Below are 17,898 nucleotides of genomic sequence, written 5' to 3'. Positions count from 1 at the left end.
ACAACACGGCCAACAACCACCCCACCTTCAGCGGATCCAGGTTCAACGCAGTGAAGGTGGCCTTCACTGCAGTTGGGCGGCCCGGCAGTTGGGCGGCTCGCTAGCTCGGGTCGGGTTGGCGTTCGCGGAGGTGGGCGACCTCGGCGCGAAGGGCTCGTAGCTCGGCGAGGATCTCCGCGCTCACGGCGGCCTGCTCGGCGGCGTGCTTGCCCTCCTCCTCGCGGATCTCGTCGCGCAGCTGGTCCTCCATGGCGCTCACCACCACGGCGATGAACAGGTTCAGCACCGCGAAGCTGGACACGAGGATGTAGACGACGAAGAAGATCCACGCCATCGGCGCCTGTTCCATGACGCGCTCGGCGATGTCCGGCCACGCCTCGCCGGTCATCACCTGGAACAGCGTGAACAGCGACGTGCCGAGATCGCTGAAGTCCTCGGGCGCGATGGCGCCGAAGAGCTTGGTGGCCATCACGCCGGCCACGAAGATGATCAGGCCGAGCAGCGCGGCGATCGAGGCCATGCCCGGGACAGCGGCCAGCAGACCCGCCACGACCTTGCGCATCGACGGCACCAGCGAAACGAGCCGCAGCACCCGCAGGATGCGCAGCGCCCGCAGCACCGCGAAGGGTCCTGTGGCGGGGACGAGCGCGATGCCGACCACCACGACGTCGAAGATGTTCCACGCGTCGCGGAAGAAGTCCTTGCGATACACGTAGAACTTGGCGAGCAGCTCCACCACGAAGATCGCGAGCGCGAGGTAGTCGAGCGTGTGCAGCAGGGTGCCGTAGCCGGCCAGGACGCTCCGCGAGGTCTCCAGTGCGAGCGTGCCCGCATTGAAGATGATCACCGCGATGATGAAGTTCTGGAACCTCTTGTCCTCGACGATCCGCCGCACCCGCTCGCGCATACTCACGCGGGCGATCCTAGGCAAAACGATCAGGTGCCAGACGCCAGAACGCGGAAACCGGGCCCACCTTGGCGCCCATCGGATACGAGTGCTCCACGGCGTTGCTGACGAACCACTTGCCGAACCGCGCGGCCTCCGCCACCTCCATGCCGCGCGCCAGTCCGGCGGTGAACGCCGACGCCATCGCGTCACCGGCTCCGTGGGTGTGCGGCGTCGCGAAGCGCGGGCCGGGCAGCTCAGTGAACGTCTCGCCGTCGTAGAGCACGTCCACGCATTCCGGGTCCTCGACCAGGTGGCCGCTCTTGACCAGCACGTACCGGGGGCCGAGCCCGTGCAGGGCGACGGCCGCCTCACGCATGCGCTCGCGGTCGGTCACCTCGATGCCGGTGAGCAGGCGCACCTCGTCGAGGTTCGGCGTCACCACTGTCGCGCGCGGCAGCAGCTGCTCCCGCAGCGCGGCGAGGCCGGCGTCGTCGAAGAGCGGGTGGCCGTGCATGGACGCCGCCACCGGGTCGACCACGAACGGCACCTCGGCGTCGCGCCCGATGCCCGCCTTATCGCACGCCCGCGCGACCGCGTGGATGATCTCGGCCGAGGCGAGCATCCCGGTCTTGGCCGCCTGCAGCCCCATGTCGTCGGCGACGGCCTCGATTTGGGCCGCGACGATGCGCGCGGGGATGTCGGTGCGGTCGTGCACGCCGAGCGTGTTCTGCACGGTCACGGCTGTGACGGCGACCAGGCCGTGCACGCCGCAGGTCAGGAACGTCCGCAGGTCGGCCTGCAGCCCCGCGGCACCGCCGGAGTCGGATCCGGCGACGGTCAGCGCGGCCGGTGGTCGGGCTTGGCTCATGGCCTCCAGTGTCGCCTACAGCGCCCGCTCACCCCCGAAGGCCTTGGCCACGGCGAGGCTGTCCTCGTAGACGTGGTGACGGGTCACCAGGCCGTGCCCGACCGTGAGGTGCAGGGCGAACCGGGCTCGGTAGGCCACACCGGTGGACCGCGCGGTCTGCCTGATCTCGCCGAGCACCACGGCGTCGTCGCCGTCGACGAGCACGCGCTCGATCCGCGTGTCCATGGCCTCGGGCACGTGGTGGGTGGCCAGCTCGCGATAGTGGGCGGCGGCGTCGGCGCGGGTGGAGCGGTGGCGGATCCACGGCGTCGCGGCCCGTCCGTGCTCGGCCTCGGGCCAGCTGAGCTTCCAGTCGCAGTCCTCGGCGTACAGCTCGGCGATGCGCGCGGGGTCGCCCTCGCCGATGCGGGTCAGCAGTTCGGTCACCACGTCGTGTGTGGTCGTCGTCGGCATGGGGTCGATCTTGACCACGGAGAAGGGTCCTGACCATTACCCCCGGGGTAATGGGCTCAGCGGCACAGCTCGTGCAGGTCACCGTCCTTGCCGACGCACGGCGTGTAGCCGGCGTCGCGCAGCTCGGCCCGCGCGGTGCCGCTGCGCAGGTAGTCGAGGAACGTCCGCAGGACGGTCCCTTCGGCGGGAACGCCCTTGGTGTAGAGGTACTCGATCGTCCAAAAAGGATAGCTTTGCGAGGCCGTGCTCGCGTCGGGGTAGTCGCCGTCCAGCTCCACGATCTCGATGGGATGCCCGTCCGCCTGCGCGTCGTTGGCGGAGGGAAGGTCGACATAGCCGATCGCCCCTCCCGTCGCCGCGATCTCGCCCACCACCTCGGCCTCGGTGCCGCGCTCGCACCGGATCGTCGGCGCGGGCGCGCCCCGGTCGGCCCGCTCGCAGGAGTCCGATGTCAGGCCGCCCTCCGACGCGCCCAGCACCGTGCGCTCGAACGTCTGCCGAGACCCGGACTCCTGGCCACGCCCCACGATGCGGATCGGCAGCGACGGTCCAGCGCGGACTTCGTTCCAGTCCCGGTAGCGACCGGAGTAGATCCCGGCGAGCTGCTCCCGCGTCAGCGTTTCCACGCCGACGGAGTCGTTGACCACCACTGTGTAGACGATCACCGCCACCGCGTGTGGCACGAGTTCGTCGGTCGCCACGCCGGTCTCGCCGTCCGACAGCGCGGCGAGCTCCTCGCTCTCGTCCTCGTCGGCGGCCGCGAGCATCCGCACCCCGTTGATGCTGCCCGTCGCCACGGCGCTCACCTCGGCCGCGCCGCACGCGTGGGTGTAGCCCTGCGCGATGTTGGCGGCGATGGGGGAGAACGCACTGGAGCCGACGATCCGCAGCGCTCCGTCGGCGCACGCGAGCCCGGGCTCGGTCTCGGAGCGGGACGCGCCGGCGATCAGGGTTGCGATGAGCGCCCCGGTGAGCAGCATGCCGAGCGTCGCCGTGACGCGCGGCCACGTGGCCTTGCGTTGCGTGCGCTCATCGAGGATCCGCCCGCCCGAGACGTGTCCCGAGCACTCGACGGCCTTGGTGAGCGGGCCCTTGCGGTTGTGGTCCGGCTCGCGCAGCACCACGACGAGCTTGAACTTCTCCTTGCGCACCAGGTTCAGGTCCAGCAGCCGCACGCCGTCCCACTGCGGGGCCTGCGCGGGCGGGGCAGGCTCCCGCTGCTCCGGCGGCTTGCGCCACCAGGCCAGCAGTTTCTGGCGGAGCGTGGTGCGCACCGCGTCGAGGGAGTTGTGCTGCTCCCTGGCGCCGTTCGACTCTGTGGTGCTGAAGAACTCCAGGCCGTCGGTGAGCTGCTTGCGGTGGGTCTCCACGGAGGGCTCGGAGATCCGCGCGTTCCAGATGACCCTGCCGCCGAAGGTGAACTCCAGCGGGGTGCCGTCGAAGTCGTCCTTTGTGATGTCGTCGATGCCGGTGTTGCGCACGCGGATCACGACGATGCTCATGCGGTCCAGCAGCTCCGCGATGGGCTGGAGCTCGGTGTCGGCGTGCTTGACGGTGTTGTCGGCGTCCTTGAGGTCGACGGGGCTGAGACCGAGCTTCGAGTTGTACTGGACGCGGTAGTACAGGCGCTTGCGCCGGATGACGTAGCGGTCGGCGAACGGTGCGACGACGGCGAGCAGTGCCGCGATCCCGAGTACGAGGCTGCCCTGGTTGGAGAGGAGCAGCTCGGCCATCGACTCCAACCTCTGTCCGAGACTCATTCCCGGCGCTCACTCCTCGGCTCGCTGTGGATCAACAAGCCTAGGAGGGGATCATGCCGGTGTTGCCGGGAAGACCCATTCGTTCATCGGGCGTTCACCCCTCGGTCCGGCTGCGCAGCGCGATGGTGAGCAGGTCGGCGGCGGGCCCGCGCAGCGTCTGCCCTGACGGCCACACCGCGCGCAGCCTCCTGCGCAGGTCGAGGTCGGGTACCGGCACGCGCACGAGCGTTCCGGCGTCCAGCTCGGGCACCACCGCGTGCGCGCTGAGGACCGCGGGGGCGATGCCGCCGATGGCCGCCGCCTTGATCGCGGTGGTGGACGACACCTCCAGCAGCGGCGCCGCCAGCTCGGTCTCCCCGCACGCCAGCAGCGCCCACTCCCACGCCTGCCGCGTGCCCGAACCCGGTTCCCTGCTCACCAGCGGGGTTCCCGCGAGCTCGGCGGCGCGCGGGCGGCGTCGTCGCGACGCCCAGCGGTGGCCCGGGGCGACCACGAGCACCAGCTCGTCGGTCGCCACGTCGGCGGCCCGCAGCCCGGGCGGTAGCTCGGGACCCTCGACGAAGCCGAGGTCGACATCGCCCGCGAGCACCTGCTCGGCGACCTCGTGCGAGTTGCCCGAGCTGAGCGCGGTCACTGTGTCCGGATCGGCCGCGCGCAGCGCGATCAGCCAGCGCGGCAGCAGGTATTCGGCGACGGTGAGGCTCGCCGCGATCCGCAGGTGCGTGTGCCGGTCGGCGCGCAGCGCGGCGATCCCGGCCTCCAGGTCGGCGGCCCGCTCCACCACCGGCTGCGCCCAGCCGGCCACCAGCTCGCCCGCCGTCGTCAGCCGCGCTCCGCGAGTGGCTCGTTCGAGCAGTGGTACGCCCACCTGCCGCTCCAGCTGCCGCAGCCGGGCGCTCGCCGCGGGCTGGGAGATGCCGTGTGCCTTCGCCGCGCGGCCGATGCTGCCCAGCTCGGCGACGCTCAGCAGCAGGTCGAAGCTGGTCAGGTCGGTCACTCTCGATGGCAAAGGCATAACCGTAGCCTATGCATCCATCGCTGATCGGGGACTACCAGGTTGGGCAGGGTGACCGCATCGTGAAGGGGTGACGAGCACCCTCCCCGCCCCGCCTGCCGCGCCGCCCGCCCCGAGGGCCTCACGCGTCACGGGCTTCGGGCCCAACTGGTTCGCCTCGGTGATGGGCACCGGCATCGTGGCGAACGCCGCGGTGACCCTGCCCGCCCAGTTCCCAGGGCTGCGCGCCGTGGCCACCGTCGTCTGGGTGCTCGCGGCACTCGTGCTGCTCGGGCTCACTGCGGCGTGGGGTGTGCTCTGGACGCGGCACCGCGCCGTCGCACGCGGGTTCGCCCACGACCCCGTGCTCGCCCAGTTCTGGGGCGCCCCGCCGATGGCGCTGGTGACCGTCGGAGCCGGGACCCTGCTGCTGGGCCAGGACATCCTCGGCCTCGGCGCCGCGCTCACGATCGACTGGGTGCTGTGGAGCGCGGGCACGCTGCTCGGGCTCGTCACCACCGTGTGGATCCCGTACCGGATGATGACCACCCACGACCTCACGCCGCAGAGCACGTTCGCCGGCTGGCTGATGCCGGTGGTGCCGCCGATGGTCTCCGCCGCGAACGGCGCGCTGCTCGTCCCGCACCTGCCGGCGGGCGGAGCGCGCACCGCGATGCTGCTGGCCTGCTACGCGATGTTCGGCATCAGCCTGTTCGCCACGCTGTGCCTCCTGCCGCAGGTGTGGCAGCGGCTCGTGCAGCACAAGACCGGCGCCGCCGCGACCGTGCCCACCGTGTGGATCGTGCTCGGCCCGCTGGGCCAGTCGGTGACCGCGGCGAACCTGCTCGGCACCGTGGCGGAGAGCGCCCTGCCCGCGCCCTACGGTGCGGCGGCGGCCGCGTTCGGCCTGCTCTACGGGGTGCCCACGTGGGGGTTCGCGATGATGTGGCTGGTGCTGGCCGCCGCGCTGACCCTGCGCACGATCCGTGCGGGGCTGCCCTTCGCGCTCACGTGGTGGAGCTTCACGTTCCCGCTCGGCACGGTGGTCACGGGCACGAGCGCGCTGGCCGCCAGGGTCCACTCCGGACTGTTCAGCCTGGTCGCCGTTGCGCTCTACGGGCTGCTGGTGGTGGCGTGGGCGACCGTCGCCGCCCGCACCTCACGCCCCGTGGTCCAGTCGCCAGAACGGTGAAACCGGGCCGATTCCCTGGCCGAGCGGGTACGCCTCGGCGACGGATCGCTCGATGAACCGTTTGCCGGCCGACACCGCATCGGGCACTCCGAGGTCCTTTGCCAGCGACGCCGTGATGGCCGAGGCCAGCGTGTCCCCGCCGCCGTGCGTGTGCTCGACGTCGTGCCGGGGCCCCTTCAGCTCGACGTACTGCACACCATCGGAGAGCAGGTCGACGCACTCGGGGTTGTCGTACATGTGCCCGCCCTTGACCAGCACCCACTGCGAGCCGAACTCCAGCAGCGCGTCTGCCGCCTCGCGCTGGCTGCCGGTGTCGGTCACCGCAACTCCGGTGAGCAGTCGCACCTCGTCCAGGTTCGGCGTCACGAGCGTCGCCCGGGGAAGCAGCTCGGTGCGGATCGCCTCGAGCGCCTCCTCCCGCAGCAACGGGTCTCCGTGCATCGACGCGGCGACGGGGTCCACCACGAACGGCGTCTCGTGATGCCGTCCGATGTGGACCTCGTCGAGCGTCTCGGCGACCGCGTGGATGATCTCGGCCGTTGCGAGCATGCCGGTCTTGGCCGCGTCCACGCCCATGTCGCCGGCGACCGCCCTGATCTGCGCGGTGACGACGTCCACGGGCACCTCGCTGAATCCCTGTACTCCCAGCGAGTTCTGCACGGTGACCGCCGTGATGGCGGTCATCCCGTGCACCCCGCAGGCGAAGAAGGTGCGCAGGTCGGCCTGGATGCCGGCACCACCGCCGGAGTCGGATCCGGCGATGGTGAGGGCGGTCTTCGGGGTCGCGCTCATTACCTGTCGACCACCGGCAGGTACACCTCGTTACCGTGCTCGCCGAACTCCTCCGACTTCTCGCGCATTCCGGCCTCGATGGCCTCCACAGAGGACAGACCGTGCTCCTCGGCGTACTTGCGCACGTCCTGGGTGATGCGCATCGAGCAGAACTTCGGCCCGCACATCGAGCAGAAGTGCGCCGTCTTCGCGGGCTCGGCGGGCAGCGTCTCGTCGTGGAACGAACGTGCGGTGTCCGGGTCGAGCGACAGGTTGAACTGGTCGTGCCAGCGGAACTCGAAGCGGGCCTTGGACAGCTCGTCGTCCCACTCCTGCGCGTAGGGGTGTCCCTTCGCGAGGTCGGCGGCGTGCGCGGCGATCTTGTAAGTGATCACTCCGGTCTTCACGTCGTCGCGGTTGGGCAGGCCCAGGTGCTCCTTCGGCGTGACGTAGCACAGCATCGCGGTGCCGTACCAGCCGATCTGCGCCGCGCCGATCGCGGACGTGATGTGGTCGTAGGCGGGCGCGATGTCCGTCGCGAGTGGACCGAGGGTGTAGAACGGTGCCTCGCCGCAGAGCTTCTCCTCCAGCTCCACGTTCTCCTTGATCTTGTGCATCGGCACGTGACCGGGGCCCTCGATCATCACCTGCACGTCGTGCTCGCGGGCGATGTGGGTCAGCTCGCCAAGGGTCTCCAGCTCCGCGAACTGCGCGCGGTCGTTGGCGTCGGCGATCGAGCCGGGACGCAGGCCGTCACCGAGCGAGAACGTGACGTCGTAGTCCCGCAGGATCTCGCACAGCTCCGAGAAATGCGTGTAGAGGAACGACTCCTGGTGGTGCGCGAGGCACCACGCGGCCATGATCGACCCTCCGCGCGACACGATGCCGGTGACGCGGTTGGCGGTGAGCGGGACGTACCGCAGCAGCACGCCCGCGTGCACGGTCATGTAGTCGACACCCTGTTCACACTGCTCGATCACGGTGTCGCGGTAGATCTCCCACGTGAGCTTCTCCGGCTCGCCGTTGACCTTCTCCAGCGCCTGGTAGATCGGCACCGTGCCGACGGGCACGGGCGAGTTGCGCAGGATCCACTCGCGGGTCTCGTGGATGCGCTTGCCGGTGGAGAGGTCCATGATCGTGTCGGCGCCCCATCGGGTCGCCCACACCATCTTGTCCACCTCCTCCTCGACCGACGACCACACGGCCGAGTTGCCCATGTTGGCGTTGATCTTGACGAGGAAGTTCTTGCCGATGATCATCGGCTCCGACTCGGGATGTTTGCGATTCGCCGGAATCACGGCCCGGCCGCTGGCCACTTCGGAACGGACGAACTCGGGGTCGACGCGCTCGCGCGCGGCGATGAACTCCATCTCGCGCGTGATCACGCCGGCCTTCGCCCAGCCTAGCTGGGTGCGGTGCTCACGGCCGTCGATCCAGCCGGAGCGCATCGGGTGTAGTCCATTGTGGACGTCGATGACGGCGTCCGGGTCGGTGTAGGGGCCGGAGGTGTCGTACACGTCGAAGTGCTCGCCGTTCGAGAGATCGATGCGGCGGACGGGGACACGCAGGCCGGATTCGGTGTGGACGTAAGCCTTGCGGGAACCGGTGATGGGACCCGTGGTGACGGTCGGCTGGACGGCGGCGTTGTTCTCCAGGGTCGTCAAAAGAAGTCACTCCCTACGCTGGCATTACCCAGTCAGGTTCCTGCGGTCGGCGGCGCCGGGTCCACGAAACGGACACCAGCCGCCCTCTCAGCCCGCCAAGGCGCGAGCTCCCGCGATGTTCGGTTGTCCCACCGACCATGCCATGCGGCGACGCAGACCTCAACCCACAAGTTCGGTCGGTGTGGCGTAGACGTCGACCATCGCGCCGTTGCGCAGGACCGTCACCGGCAGTCGCGTCCCGATGACCTCGGCGAAGAGCTGACGCTGGATGCCCTGTGCGTCGGAGACGGGGGAGCGCGCGACCGTCAGCACGAGATCACCCGAATGCAGTCCGGCGCGGTCGGCGGGCCCTCCGGCGACGACCTCCACCACGCGCACGCCGGCGGTCTGCCCGGTGCGCTCGGCGACGTCGTCCGGCAACGGCGACGGCACGCCGACGACGCCGAGGTAGGCCCTGCGCACGCGGCCCTCGACGAGCAGGGTGTCGATGATGCGCCGCGTGGTGGCGTTGACGGGAACGGCGAGGCCGAGCCCGAACCCGGCGACGGCCGTGTTGACGCCGACGACCCGGCCGGCGGAGTCGGCGAGCGCGCCGCCGGAGTTGCCGGGGTTGAGCGCGGCGTCGGTCTGGATCACGTCCTCGATCACCCGCGCGGTCCTGCCCTGCCGGACCGGGAGCGCGCGGCCGAGCGCGCTGACCACGCCCGCCGTGACGGATCCCGAGAAGCCGAGCGGGCTGCCGATGGCGACCACGAGCTGGCCCACGACGAGCCGGTCGGCGTCACCGAGCTCAGCGGGCTCGGGCGCCTGCCCACGCACCCGCAGCACCGCGAGGTCCGAGAGCGGGTCCGCTCCCACGACCCGGAAGTCAGCCTCGGCGCCGTCGATGAACGTCGCCGTTCCGTGCTGGTCGCGGCCGACCACGTGCGCGTTGGTGAGCAGGTAGCCCTCGTCGAACACGACCGCGGACCCGCCGCCGCGCGCGAGCCGCACGCTCGCGACGTGCGGGGTCACCGTGCGCGCCACGGCGCTCACCGTGCGGGAGTACGCGTCGAACGCTTCGGCATCGGTCACCGCGTCCACCGCCCTCGATTACACCGTTACACACTCGATTGTGCGCTCGGTTCGCGGCGGCGTGCCCCGCGTTCGCCCTGGGCGAAGCCGGGGTGTCAGTCCTCGGGGACCGGCCTGGGCTCGGGCAGCCAGCTGTTGCCCGGAACACCCCACTTGTTCGCCTTGAGCATCTTCTTCGCCGCACGCGCGTGGCGGCCGACCAGCCGGTCGAGGTAGATGTAGCCGTCGAGGTGGTCGGTCTCGTGCTGCAGGCAGCGCGCGAAGTAGCCCGTGCCCTCGACCTCGATCGGGTTGCCCTCCAGGTCGAAGCCGGTGACCTTGGCCCACTTCGCCCGTCCCGTCGGGTACGACTCGCCGGGCGCGGAGAGACAGCCCTCCCAGTCGTCGTCCGGGTCGGGCATGGTCTCGGGGATCTCGGAGGTCTCGAGCTTTGGGTTGACCACGAGGCCCTTGTGCCGGACGCCCTCGTCGTCGGGGCAGTCGTACACGAAGATCCGCAGGTCGATGCCGATCTGGTTGGCGGCGAGCCCCACGCCTTCCGCCGCGTACATCGTCTCGAACATGTCCTCGGCGAGGGTGGCCAGCTCGGCGTCGAACTTCTCGACCTCGCGGGTGGGCGTGTGCAGGACGGGATCGCCGGCGATGCGGATGGCGTGGATGGTCACGGGCCGTAATGCTAGGCGATCGTGGGCCAGGACGCGCCGGGCATGGTACGGGCGCGAGCGGGGAGCCCGTGATCTAATGGCGTCGCGGAACGACAGCCGTGTGATTTCGCCGAGATTGCGAGGAGCCAGATGGACGCCGCGGAGTCGATGGCCAAGAACGGCCAGCCGTCCCCGCCCGCCCCAGCCGGTGAACCCGCAGAGGGACTGTCGCAACGCGAGCAGGAAGTGCTCGCGTTCGAACGTCAGTGGTGGAAGTACGCCGGGGCGAAGGAACAGGCGATCCGCGAGCTGTTCGGCATGTCGCCGACCCGCTACTACCAGATTCTGAACCGGCTCATCGACAAGCAGGAAGCCATGCGCGCGGACCCGATGCTGGTCAAGCGACTGCGGAAGATGCGCGCCGCACGGCAGCGCACCCGCGCGGCACGGCGGTTGGGGATTGAACTGCCATGAGCATCTTCGACGGGCTGTCCAGGCCGATGCGCGCGGCAGGCCTCGGGCTGCTCGCGGTCGCACTGGTCGCGGCCCTCGTCGGTGGCATCACGCTGCTGACCGGCAACGGCGAGCCCGACGAGACCGCGGAGCCCACCACCTCGCAGGCACAGCCGTCGCCCACGGATGGCAACGGCACCTCGGGGCCGGAGCCGACGTCGGGCCAGGCGTCGCCCTCGACCACGACCGGTCAGCCCTCCGCACCGGGGTCGGCGACCTCGCGTCCCGGCGGTGACACGCCCGCGCCCGGCGGCAACGGCGACGGCGCCGACGGTGACGGTGACGGCACCGGCAACGGTCAGAGCGGCGACGACCAGCAGATCGCCGCGCAGCAGTCGGTCGGTGTGCGCGTCTACAACAACAGCAACATCAAGGGCCTGGCCTCCCAGGCGGCCGACGACTTCCGCTCGCAGGGCTGGAACGTCGTGCAGGTGGCGAACTACCCCTCGGGCATCATCCCCACCAGCACCGCCTACTACCGCCCCGGCACCGGCGAGGAGGAGGCGGCGCGTGCGCTGGCCGCGGCGTTCGGGCTCCGCGTGGAACCCCGCTTCGACGGCATCAAGGACTCCAGCGCCGGCGTGATCGTGATCGTGACCATGGACTACCAGGGCGCCAGCAAGGGCAAGTAACCGCGAGTCCCCCGCTCCCGCCCGCGAGTCCCCCGCTCCGGACTGCGAGTTCTGCGTTCCGGACTGCGAGTTCCCCGCTCCGGTAGAACGCGGACGGAACAGACCGACCCGAGCGGGCAACTCGCGGGCCCGAGCGGGCAACTCGGGGACCCGAGCGGGGGACTCGCGGGCCTGAGCGGGGGACTCGCGGGCCTGAGCGGGGGACTCGCGGGCTTGGGCGGGGGACTCGCGCGCGGGGTCAGCGGTTGCGGTTCGCGTAGGCCTCCAGCGCGGCCAGCTGGGCCGGGTCCAGGGACGGGCGTACGGCGTCGCGGGCCTTCGCCAGGTGGGTGGCCGTGACCTCGGCGGCCTCCATGGACTCGCGCATGGCGGTGAGCGCGGCCTCCCTGATCAGGGCGGCGCAGTCGGCGGCGGAATAGCCGTCCAGGCTCGCCGCCAGCTCGTCGATATCCACATCGGACGCCAGCGGGGTGTTCCGCGCGCTCGACCGCAGGATCGCCGCGCGCGCCTCGGCGTCCGGCGGCGGTACGTAGATGAGCCGCTCCAGCCGTCCGGGCCGCAGCAGAGCGGTGTCCACCAGCTCCGGCCGGTTGGTCGCCCCCAGCACCACGACGTCGCGCAGTGGCTCCACGCCGTCGAGCTCGGTCAGCAGCGCGGCGACGACCCGGTCGGACACGCCGGAGTCACTCGACTGCCCCCGCCGGGGCGCGAACGCGTCGACCTCGTCGAGGAAGATCAGCGACGGCCCCGCCTCGGCGGCGCGCCGGAACAGTTCCCGCACGGCCCGCTCGGACTCGCCGACCCACTTGTCCATCAGCTCGGCACCCTTGACCGCGAACACGTTCAGCGCGCCGGTGCCCGCGAGCGCCCGTACGAGGAACGTCTTGCCGTTGCCGGGCGGCCCGTAGAGCAGCACGCCGCGCGGCGGGGCGACCCCGAGGCGGGAGAACGAGTCCGGGTACCGAAGCGGCCACAGCACCGCCTCGGTCAGCGACTGCTTCACCTCGGTCATGTCGCCCACGTCGTCGAGGGTGAGCCCGCCCGTCGCCAGCGTGTCCGAAGTCGACATCGAGATCGGACGCACGGACTCCAGCGCGTCCAGCAGGTCCTGCTCGGCGATGCGCGGCTCTGCGTCGTCGTCGCGATGCCGCAGTGCCGCCCGCAATGCGGCGTCCCGGCGCAGCGCGACGAGGTCGGCGGCCACGAACCCGGGCGTGCGCTCGGCGATCACGCCGAAGTCGACGCCGGACTCCACGGGCGTGTCCCGCAGCAGGATCCGCAGCAGCTCTGTGCGCACCCGCGCGTCCGGCAGGCCGAGCATCAGCTCCCGGTCGAGCAGGTCGACGCCGCGCAGCCGAGGGTCGACGGACTCGGAACGCGCGGTGGTGGCGACGAGTGCGAACCCCTCCCGGCCGAGCGCCGCGCGCAGGCGGTCGAGGATCACTGTCGCGACGGGCGGCGGCTGGTGTGCGGGCAGCAGGGCGTCGATGTCGGTGATCAGCAGCACCCCGGCGCCGTCACCGGACACCGTGGCCTCGACGGCCTGCGCCACGCGGTTCAGCGCCGCGTCCGGCTCCAGCACTGCCACCGTGGGCGCGGCAAGGCACACGACCCGGACCCGCTCCGCGTGCGCGACCGAGCGCACCAGCGTGGCCTTGCCGACGCCTTCGGGGCCGGACAGCAGCACACCGAGCTTGCCGGACGTGCCGAGCTTGGCGAGCAGGTCCGGCCGATGGAACGCCAGGTCGATCCACTCGCCGAGCCTGCGCGCAACGGCGCCCTGCCCCGCGAGGTCCGCGATCGGCGGGGGCGCCTCCTCGGTCTCCTCGGCCTCCTCGGCGACGATCTCGGCGGCTACCGGGGCGGGCGTGACGGCGGAGGGCGCCTCCGACGAGGCAGCGGGGGCCGCGGGCGCTCCCCGCCAGCTGACCACTGTGGACTGCCCGACGGCGACGGGCCCGGACGGCTCGGTGGCCGTCACGGTCAGCAGCTCGCTGGTCCAGGAGGCCCCGATGGCGCGGGAGAGCTGCCCCCGCACCGCGGAGATGTCGGCGCCGGGCGCCGGGGCGAGGTCCTGCGGCAGCAACGACACCGCGTCGCCGACCGTCAGCACCTTGCCGATCAGCGCGAGCCGCAGCGTGCCGGGGTTGAGCGACATGCTCGCCATGCGTGAGCCGGAGACCGTGACCGTGCGGGCGACCGTGACGTCACATGGCGCCACCACGACCTCGGCGCCCTCGGTGACGCCGAGGTTGGCCATCGTGACGTCGTCGACGAGCACCACGCCCGGTGCGGTCTCGCCCGTGGCCGGCGCAGCGAGTGCGGCGCTGACCCTCGCCCCGGTGAGCCGGACGGCGTCCCACGCGTGCAGGCCCAGTGCGTCGAGCACTTCGGGGTGGAGGCGGACGACCCCTCGGCGCGAGTCGAGCGCGGACGGGGTGTGCCGGATGGTCAATGCGATCTGGGGCGACGTCACGTCCTCAACCTTAGGGCGGAACGGTCAGTCGCCGCGCTGGCGCAGGCCGATCCGCCGCCAGTTGCGCCGCCGGGGAGCCCGGCCCGCGGCGTCGGGCGCGTAGACCCTCGGCACGTGGGGTGGCGGCGTCGTGGGCGTACGCGGGCGCATGACCGCCCGCCTCGCCGCACCGGCGACCCGGCGGAACCGCGGCCTGCGCACGCCGAGCCGCCGCTGGCTGCGGGCCCTGCGGATGGCGCGACGCTCGCGCGGCGGGACGTCCCACGCCTCGGGGTGGTTGGCCAGCCAGTGGTAGCGGCGCACCGAGTAGGGAATGTGAGACAGGTAGAGCAGCAGCGCGCTGGCCAGTGCGATCAGTGGGTACTGGATGATCGCGGCGGCGAGCAGGCCGACGCCGACGAGCAGCGGCGCCACCGCCTTGGCCGGGGCACGCAGCTTCTTGAGCGACAGCGTCGGGATGCGGCTGATCAGCAGTCCGGCGACGGCGACGGTCCACAGCCAGACCACGCCCTCCGATGACCACCAGCTCTCGCCGAACTCCAGGGTCAGGATCACCGGCATCAGGGCGAGCAGCCCGCCCGCCGGGGCCGGTACGCCGACGAAGAACTCGCTCGCGTACGGCGGCTGCTCGGTGTCGTCGAGCAAGGTGTTGAACCGCGCGAGCCGCAACACCATGCACACCGCGAAGATCAGCGCGGCGACCCAGCCGAACCGGCTCGACTCCGGTAGCCAGACGTAGAGCACGAGCGCGGGCGCGACGCCGAACGAGATCGCGTCGGAGAGCGAGTCGAGCTCGGCGCCCATCTTGGAGGTCGCGTCGAGCAGCCGGGCGATCCGGCCGTCGAGGCTGTCGAGCACAGCGGCGACCCCGATGGCCCCGATCGCCAGCACGTAGTTGCCGACCAGCGCGAACTGCACGGACGACAGCCCCGCGCAGAGCGCGAGAACGGTGATCGCGTTGGGTAGCAGCCGCACGCCGGGCGTGGCCATGGCTCAGCTCCTCCCGGACGGCAGCTCGGCGATCGGCGTCTCGCCGCCGATGGTGCGCTGGCCCTTGCCGACCAGGACGCGGCTGCCCGGCGGCAGGTAGATGTCCACCCGTGAGCCGAACCGGATGAGGCCGTACGTCGAGCCGGCGGCGACCTGGTCGCCCTCGCCGACCTGGCAGACGATGCGCCTGGCCACCAGGCCGGCGATCTGGACCGCGACGAGTTCGTGGCCGTCGTCGGTGCGCAGCAGCACCGAGTTGCGCTCGTTCTCGTCGCTGGCCTTGTCGAGGTCGGCGGAAAGGAACTTGCCGGGCCGGTAGGCGACCCGCTCGATCTTGCCGGTCGCGGGCGCGCGCTGGACGTGCACGTCGAAGACGGAGAGGAACACGCTCACGCGCGTCCTCGGCTCGTCGGGCAGGCCAAGCTCGGCGGGCGGCACGGCCTCCTCGATGAGGGAGACGAGGCCGTCGGCGGCCGCGAGCACGAGGCCGTCGCGAGCGGGGGGCACCCGGCGCGGCTCGCGGAAGAACGCGGCCGTCGCGAGCGTCCCGAGCCCGGCGAGCAGGCCCAGGCGCTTGGAGACCTTGCGCAGGGCGAGCGTGGCGACGGCGCCACCGAGTACGAAGGGCCTGCCCGCCGGGTGCATGGGCGGCAGGGTCTCGCGGGCGAGCTGCAGGGCGTGGCCGAGGGTGTGGCCCTGCGCCTCGCGGTCCGGCGATGCGTGTGAGGTGCTCACGAACTCTTCTCTTCCGCTGCTCAGACGGCCTGCGCCCGCTGGGGTGCGTGCTGCGGGCCGGAGCGGCTCATTCGGTCGAAGTTCCCATATCGTCCGTTGGGACTGCCATGCACCACGCTACGCCAAGATCGAGAACTGGACGGGCCGGGTGGCGTGCGCCCCCCGACGCCGTACGCCACCCGGCCACGGATGGCCGATCCTAAGCCCTGGAGGCCAGCCAAGATAACCCCGCGTGCGGTAAACGTTACAAACCGTCGCGGTGATGAGGTGGTTCCCGACCGCTCAGAGCAGGAGGACGTCCACCTCGTCGCCCTCGGCCACCCCCGTGATGTCCTCCGGTAGCACGATGAGGCAGTTGGCCTGTGTGAACGCGGCCAGCAGGTGTGAGCCGGGGCCACCCCTCGGCCCCACGACGCCGGTGACCTGGCCCTCACTGTGGGTGTAGTAGCCGCGGCGGAACTGCCGCTTGCCCTTGGGCGACTCCAGCGACTCGGTGAGGTTGGCCCGCACGTGCTGCCGGTCGACGCCGGTGTGCCCCAGCGAGGCGAGCAGCGCGGGCCGCAGGAAGGCCTCGAACGACACGAGCACGCTCACGGGGTTTCCGGGCAGCGTCACCACGGGGACCCCGTTCCAGCGCCCGCAGCCCTGCGGCCCGCCCGGCTGCATGGCGACCTTCGAGAACTGCACTCCCGCACCCGTCAGTGCGTCCTTGACCACCTCGTACGCGCCCGCGCTTACCCCGCCCGAGGTCACCACGAGGTCGACGTCCGCGAGCCTCGGCTCGATGGCCGCGCGGAACCGCTCGACGTCGTCGGCGACGCTGCGCACCGACTCCACCCTGGCTCCGAGCGCCTTGAGCGCGGCCACGAGCATCACGCTGTTGGACTCGTAGATCTGGCCGTGGCTCAGCGGTTCCGGCGGCAGCACCAGCTCGGTGCCGGTGGAGACGACGAGGACCTTCGGCGGGGCGTGCACGGCCAGGCGGTCCATGCCCACCGCGGAGGCGAGCCCCAGCTGAGCGGGGCCCAGCACGGTGCCTGCCGTTAGCGCGACCGTGCCCGCGGCGACGTCCTCGCCCGTACGCCGGATGTGGGCGCCGGGCGCCGCGCTCGCGAAGATCCGGACCTTGCCGGTGCCGCCGTCGGTGCGCTCGACTATCACGACGCTGTCGGCGCCCGTGGGCATCGGCGCGCCCGTCATGATCCGGTCCACTGTGCCCGGCAGCAGCGCGGGCACGTCGGTGCGCCCGGCCGGGATGTCCTCGCTGACCGGCAGCTCGACCGGCGTGTCCTCAGTGGCGCCCGCGACGTCAACCGAACGGACCGCGTAACCGTCCATGGCGGAGTTGTCGAAGGGCGGCAGCGAGACCTGCGCCCGCACGTCCTCGGCCAGCACCAGGCCGGCGCAGTCGGCGAGGGGCAGTTCCACGGCGGGCCGCGTGCCGAGCAGCTCGGTCACGGTGGCGCGGTGTTCGTCGACGGAGATCACGCGGACCATCCTCCCCCGGCTCGGCGCCCGTGCAAGACTTTCCCCGCCGAAATGCGCAACAGGGGAGGGTCCATGCAGGTACAGCTCCGGCACCAGCCGTCGTTCGCCGTCGCCAGGCTCGTGCTGGCTCCCGGCGAGCCCGCGCAGGTGGAGTCCGGTGCGATGGCCGCCACGAGCTACGGGGTGCACGTCCAGTCGCAGGCTCAGGGCGGGGTCATGAAGGGGCTGGGCCGCGCGTTCCTCGCCGGCGAGTCGCTGTTCATCTCCACCTACACCGCACCGCAGAACGGGGGCTGGGTCGACGTCGCGGCGCACCTGCCCGGGGACATCCAGGTGATCAACCTGGACGGGCGCACCGGCTGGTGTGTGACCAGGGGGTCGTGGCTCGCTTCGTCCTACGGCGTGCAGACCGAGACCAAATGGGGCGGCTTCGGCAAGCTCTTCGGAGGTGAGGGCGGCTTCCTCACCCACGCCACCGGCCAGGGCCAGCTCCTCGTCGCCTGCTACGGCGCCATGGACGTGGTGAACCTCCAGCAGGGCGAGATGGTCACGATCGACTCCGGGCACGTCGTGGCCTACGCCGAGACCGTGCAGTCACAGCTGCGGAAGGTCTCCTCTGGTCTGGTCCAGACGCTGAAGAGCGGTGAGGGCTTCGTGTTCGACTTCGCGGGCCCAGGGCAGATCCTCACCCAGACGCGCAATCCCTCGGCGCTCGCGGCGTGGGTCGTCGCGCAGGTGCCGTCGCGGTAGCCGGT

At 71.4% G+C, this 17,898-nt stretch carries 17 protein-coding genes; 4 read left to right on the top strand and 13 right to left on the bottom strand.

Annotated elements, in window-relative coordinates:
- Window positions 1–100 precede the first annotated feature (100 nt).
- The 5 genes from FCN18_RS22385 to FCN18_RS22365 form a co-directional block, all read right to left on the bottom strand.
- Window positions 101–913 (bottom strand): ion transporter, encoded by an 813-nt coding sequence (locus tag FCN18_RS22385; protein ID WP_112264581.1) that lies wholly within the window; start codon window positions 911–913, stop codon window positions 101–103.
- A 10-nt stretch (window positions 914–923) separates the two neighbouring features.
- Window positions 924–1,757: a bifunctional hydroxymethylpyrimidine kinase/phosphomethylpyrimidine kinase gene (gene thiD, locus FCN18_RS22380; RefSeq protein ID WP_137096022.1), complete on the bottom strand. Its 834-nt coding sequence runs from the start codon at window positions 1,755–1,757 to the stop codon at window positions 924–926.
- 15 nt (window positions 1,758–1,772) lie between these two features.
- The gene (locus FCN18_RS22375) at window positions 1,773–2,210 is read right to left on the bottom strand and encodes a nuclear transport factor 2 family protein (protein WP_112264732.1); all 438 of its coding nucleotides are present in this window, start codon (window positions 2,208–2,210) and stop codon (window positions 1,773–1,775) included.
- Between the two features lie 56 nt (window positions 2,211–2,266).
- On the bottom strand, window positions 2,267–3,943 hold the full coding sequence (locus tag FCN18_RS22370; RefSeq protein ID WP_228714080.1) for a PstS family phosphate ABC transporter substrate-binding protein: 1,677 nt from the start codon (window positions 3,941–3,943) through the stop codon (window positions 2,267–2,269).
- Window positions 3,944–4,064: 121 nt separating this feature from the next.
- Window positions 4,065–4,985 carry a LysR substrate-binding domain-containing protein gene (locus tag FCN18_RS22365; RefSeq protein WP_206077964.1) on the bottom strand — a complete coding sequence of 307 codons (921 nt, stop codon included), beginning with the start codon at window positions 4,983–4,985 and terminating at the stop codon, window positions 4,065–4,067.
- A 70-nt stretch (window positions 4,986–5,055) separates the two neighbouring features.
- On the opposite strand from FCN18_RS22365, the gene FCN18_RS22360 reads away from it, so the two are divergent.
- Window positions 5,056–6,156: a TDT family transporter gene (locus FCN18_RS22360; RefSeq protein WP_228714079.1), complete on the top strand. Its 1,101-nt coding sequence runs from the start codon at window positions 5,056–5,058 to the stop codon at window positions 6,154–6,156.
- On the opposite strand, the gene thiD (FCN18_RS22355) is transcribed toward FCN18_RS22360, so the two are convergent.
- The 4 genes from thiD (FCN18_RS22355) to FCN18_RS22340 all read right to left on the bottom strand — a co-directional run bounded on the left by thiD (FCN18_RS22355) (window position 6,124) and on the right by FCN18_RS22340 (window position 10,330).
- Entirely contained in the window at window positions 6,124–6,948 is an 825-nt protein-coding gene (gene thiD, locus FCN18_RS22355) for a bifunctional hydroxymethylpyrimidine kinase/phosphomethylpyrimidine kinase (protein ID WP_137096020.1), read from the bottom strand. The genes FCN18_RS22360 and thiD (FCN18_RS22355) overlap by 33 nt on opposite strands.
- Entirely contained in the window at window positions 6,948–8,591 is a 1,644-nt protein-coding gene (gene thiC, locus FCN18_RS22350) for a phosphomethylpyrimidine synthase ThiC (protein WP_323808372.1), read from the bottom strand. Before thiC ends, thiD (FCN18_RS22355) begins: the two co-directional genes overlap by 1 nt.
- Before the next feature lie 159 nt (window positions 8,592–8,750).
- Complete coding sequence (locus tag FCN18_RS22345; protein ID WP_112264725.1) at window positions 8,751–9,665, bottom strand: S1C family serine protease; 915 nt, start codon at window positions 9,663–9,665, stop codon at window positions 8,751–8,753.
- A gap of 95 nt (window positions 9,666–9,760) precedes the next feature.
- Window positions 9,761–10,330 (bottom strand): peptide deformylase, encoded by a 570-nt coding sequence (locus FCN18_RS22340; protein WP_112264574.1) that lies wholly within the window; start codon window positions 10,328–10,330, stop codon window positions 9,761–9,763.
- A 129-nt stretch (window positions 10,331–10,459) separates the two neighbouring features.
- Here FCN18_RS22340 and FCN18_RS22335 point away from each other — a divergent pair, with 129 nt between their 5' ends.
- Together FCN18_RS22335 and FCN18_RS22330 are read left to right on the top strand one after the other, a co-directional pair.
- Window positions 10,460–10,783: a DUF3263 domain-containing protein gene (locus FCN18_RS22335; protein WP_112264571.1), complete on the top strand. Its 324-nt coding sequence runs from the start codon at window positions 10,460–10,462 to the stop codon at window positions 10,781–10,783.
- Window positions 10,780–11,454: a LytR C-terminal domain-containing protein gene (locus FCN18_RS22330; RefSeq protein WP_113645112.1), complete on the top strand. Its 675-nt coding sequence runs from the start codon at window positions 10,780–10,782 to the stop codon at window positions 11,452–11,454. Before FCN18_RS22335 ends, FCN18_RS22330 begins: the two co-directional genes overlap by 4 nt.
- A gap of 238 nt (window positions 11,455–11,692) precedes the next feature.
- On the opposite strand, the gene FCN18_RS22325 is transcribed toward FCN18_RS22330, so the two are convergent.
- The 4 genes from FCN18_RS22325 to moeA all read right to left on the bottom strand — a co-directional run bounded on the left by FCN18_RS22325 (window position 11,693) and on the right by moeA (window position 17,143).
- Window positions 11,693–13,930, bottom strand: coding sequence for an AAA family ATPase (locus FCN18_RS22325; RefSeq protein ID WP_137096019.1), 2,238 nt, complete (start codon window positions 13,928–13,930; stop codon window positions 11,693–11,695).
- A 24-nt stretch (window positions 13,931–13,954) separates the two neighbouring features.
- Window positions 13,955–14,920, bottom strand: a complete 966-nt coding sequence (gene pssA / locus FCN18_RS22320; protein WP_137096018.1) for a CDP-diacylglycerol--serine O-phosphatidyltransferase — start codon at window positions 14,918–14,920, stop codon at window positions 13,955–13,957.
- Between the two features lie 3 nt (window positions 14,921–14,923).
- Window positions 14,924–15,655 carry a phosphatidylserine decarboxylase gene (locus tag FCN18_RS22315; protein ID WP_113645114.1) on the bottom strand — a complete coding sequence of 244 codons (732 nt, stop codon included), beginning with the start codon at window positions 15,653–15,655 and terminating at the stop codon, window positions 14,924–14,926.
- Between the two features lie 282 nt (window positions 15,656–15,937).
- A complete protein-coding gene (moeA, locus tag FCN18_RS22310) occupies window positions 15,938–17,143 on the bottom strand; it encodes a molybdopterin molybdotransferase MoeA (RefSeq protein WP_137096017.1) in 1,206 nt (401 codons plus the stop codon).
- Window positions 17,144–17,215: 72 nt separating this feature from the next.
- Here moeA and FCN18_RS22305 point away from each other — a divergent pair, with 72 nt between their 5' ends.
- Window positions 17,216–17,893, top strand: coding sequence for a TIGR00266 family protein (locus FCN18_RS22305; RefSeq protein ID WP_112264559.1), 678 nt, complete (start codon window positions 17,216–17,218; stop codon window positions 17,891–17,893).
- Window positions 17,894–17,898 lie beyond the last annotated feature (5 nt).

Origin of the sequence: Prauserella endophytica, from assembly GCF_005146945.1 — a bacterium.
Classification (GTDB): Bacteria; Actinomycetota; Actinomycetes; order Mycobacteriales; family Pseudonocardiaceae; genus Prauserella_A; species Prauserella_A endophytica.
Note: the sequence above shows the minus strand (reverse complement) of the source record. Positions and strands in the feature narration are given on the sequence as shown.

Coding starts and splice junctions, on each gene's coding strand:
- FCN18_RS22330 (WP_113645112.1), top strand. CDS start 10,780: ATGAGCATCTTCGACGGGCTGTCCAGGCCGATGCGCGCGGCAGGCCTC.
- FCN18_RS22365 (WP_206077964.1), bottom strand. CDS start 4,985: ATGCCTTTGCCATCGAGAGTGACCGACCTGACCAGCTTCGACCTGCTG.
- FCN18_RS22370 (WP_228714080.1), bottom strand. CDS start 3,943: ATGGCCGAGCTGCTCCTCTCCAACCAGGGCAGCCTCGTACTCGGGATC.
- pssA (WP_137096018.1), bottom strand. CDS start 14,920: ATGGCCACGCCCGGCGTGCGGCTGCTACCCAACGCGATCACCGTTCTC.
- thiD (WP_137096022.1), bottom strand. CDS start 1,757: ATGAGCCAAGCCCGACCACCGGCCGCGCTGACCGTCGCCGGATCCGAC.
- FCN18_RS22335 (WP_112264571.1), top strand. CDS start 10,460: ATGGACGCCGCGGAGTCGATGGCCAAGAACGGCCAGCCGTCCCCGCCC.
- FCN18_RS22305 (WP_112264559.1), top strand. CDS start 17,216: ATGCAGGTACAGCTCCGGCACCAGCCGTCGTTCGCCGTCGCCAGGCTC.
- thiD (WP_137096020.1), bottom strand. CDS start 6,948: ATGAGCGCGACCCCGAAGACCGCCCTCACCATCGCCGGATCCGACTCC.
- FCN18_RS22375 (WP_112264732.1), bottom strand. CDS start 2,210: ATGCCGACGACGACCACACACGACGTGGTGACCGAACTGCTGACCCGC.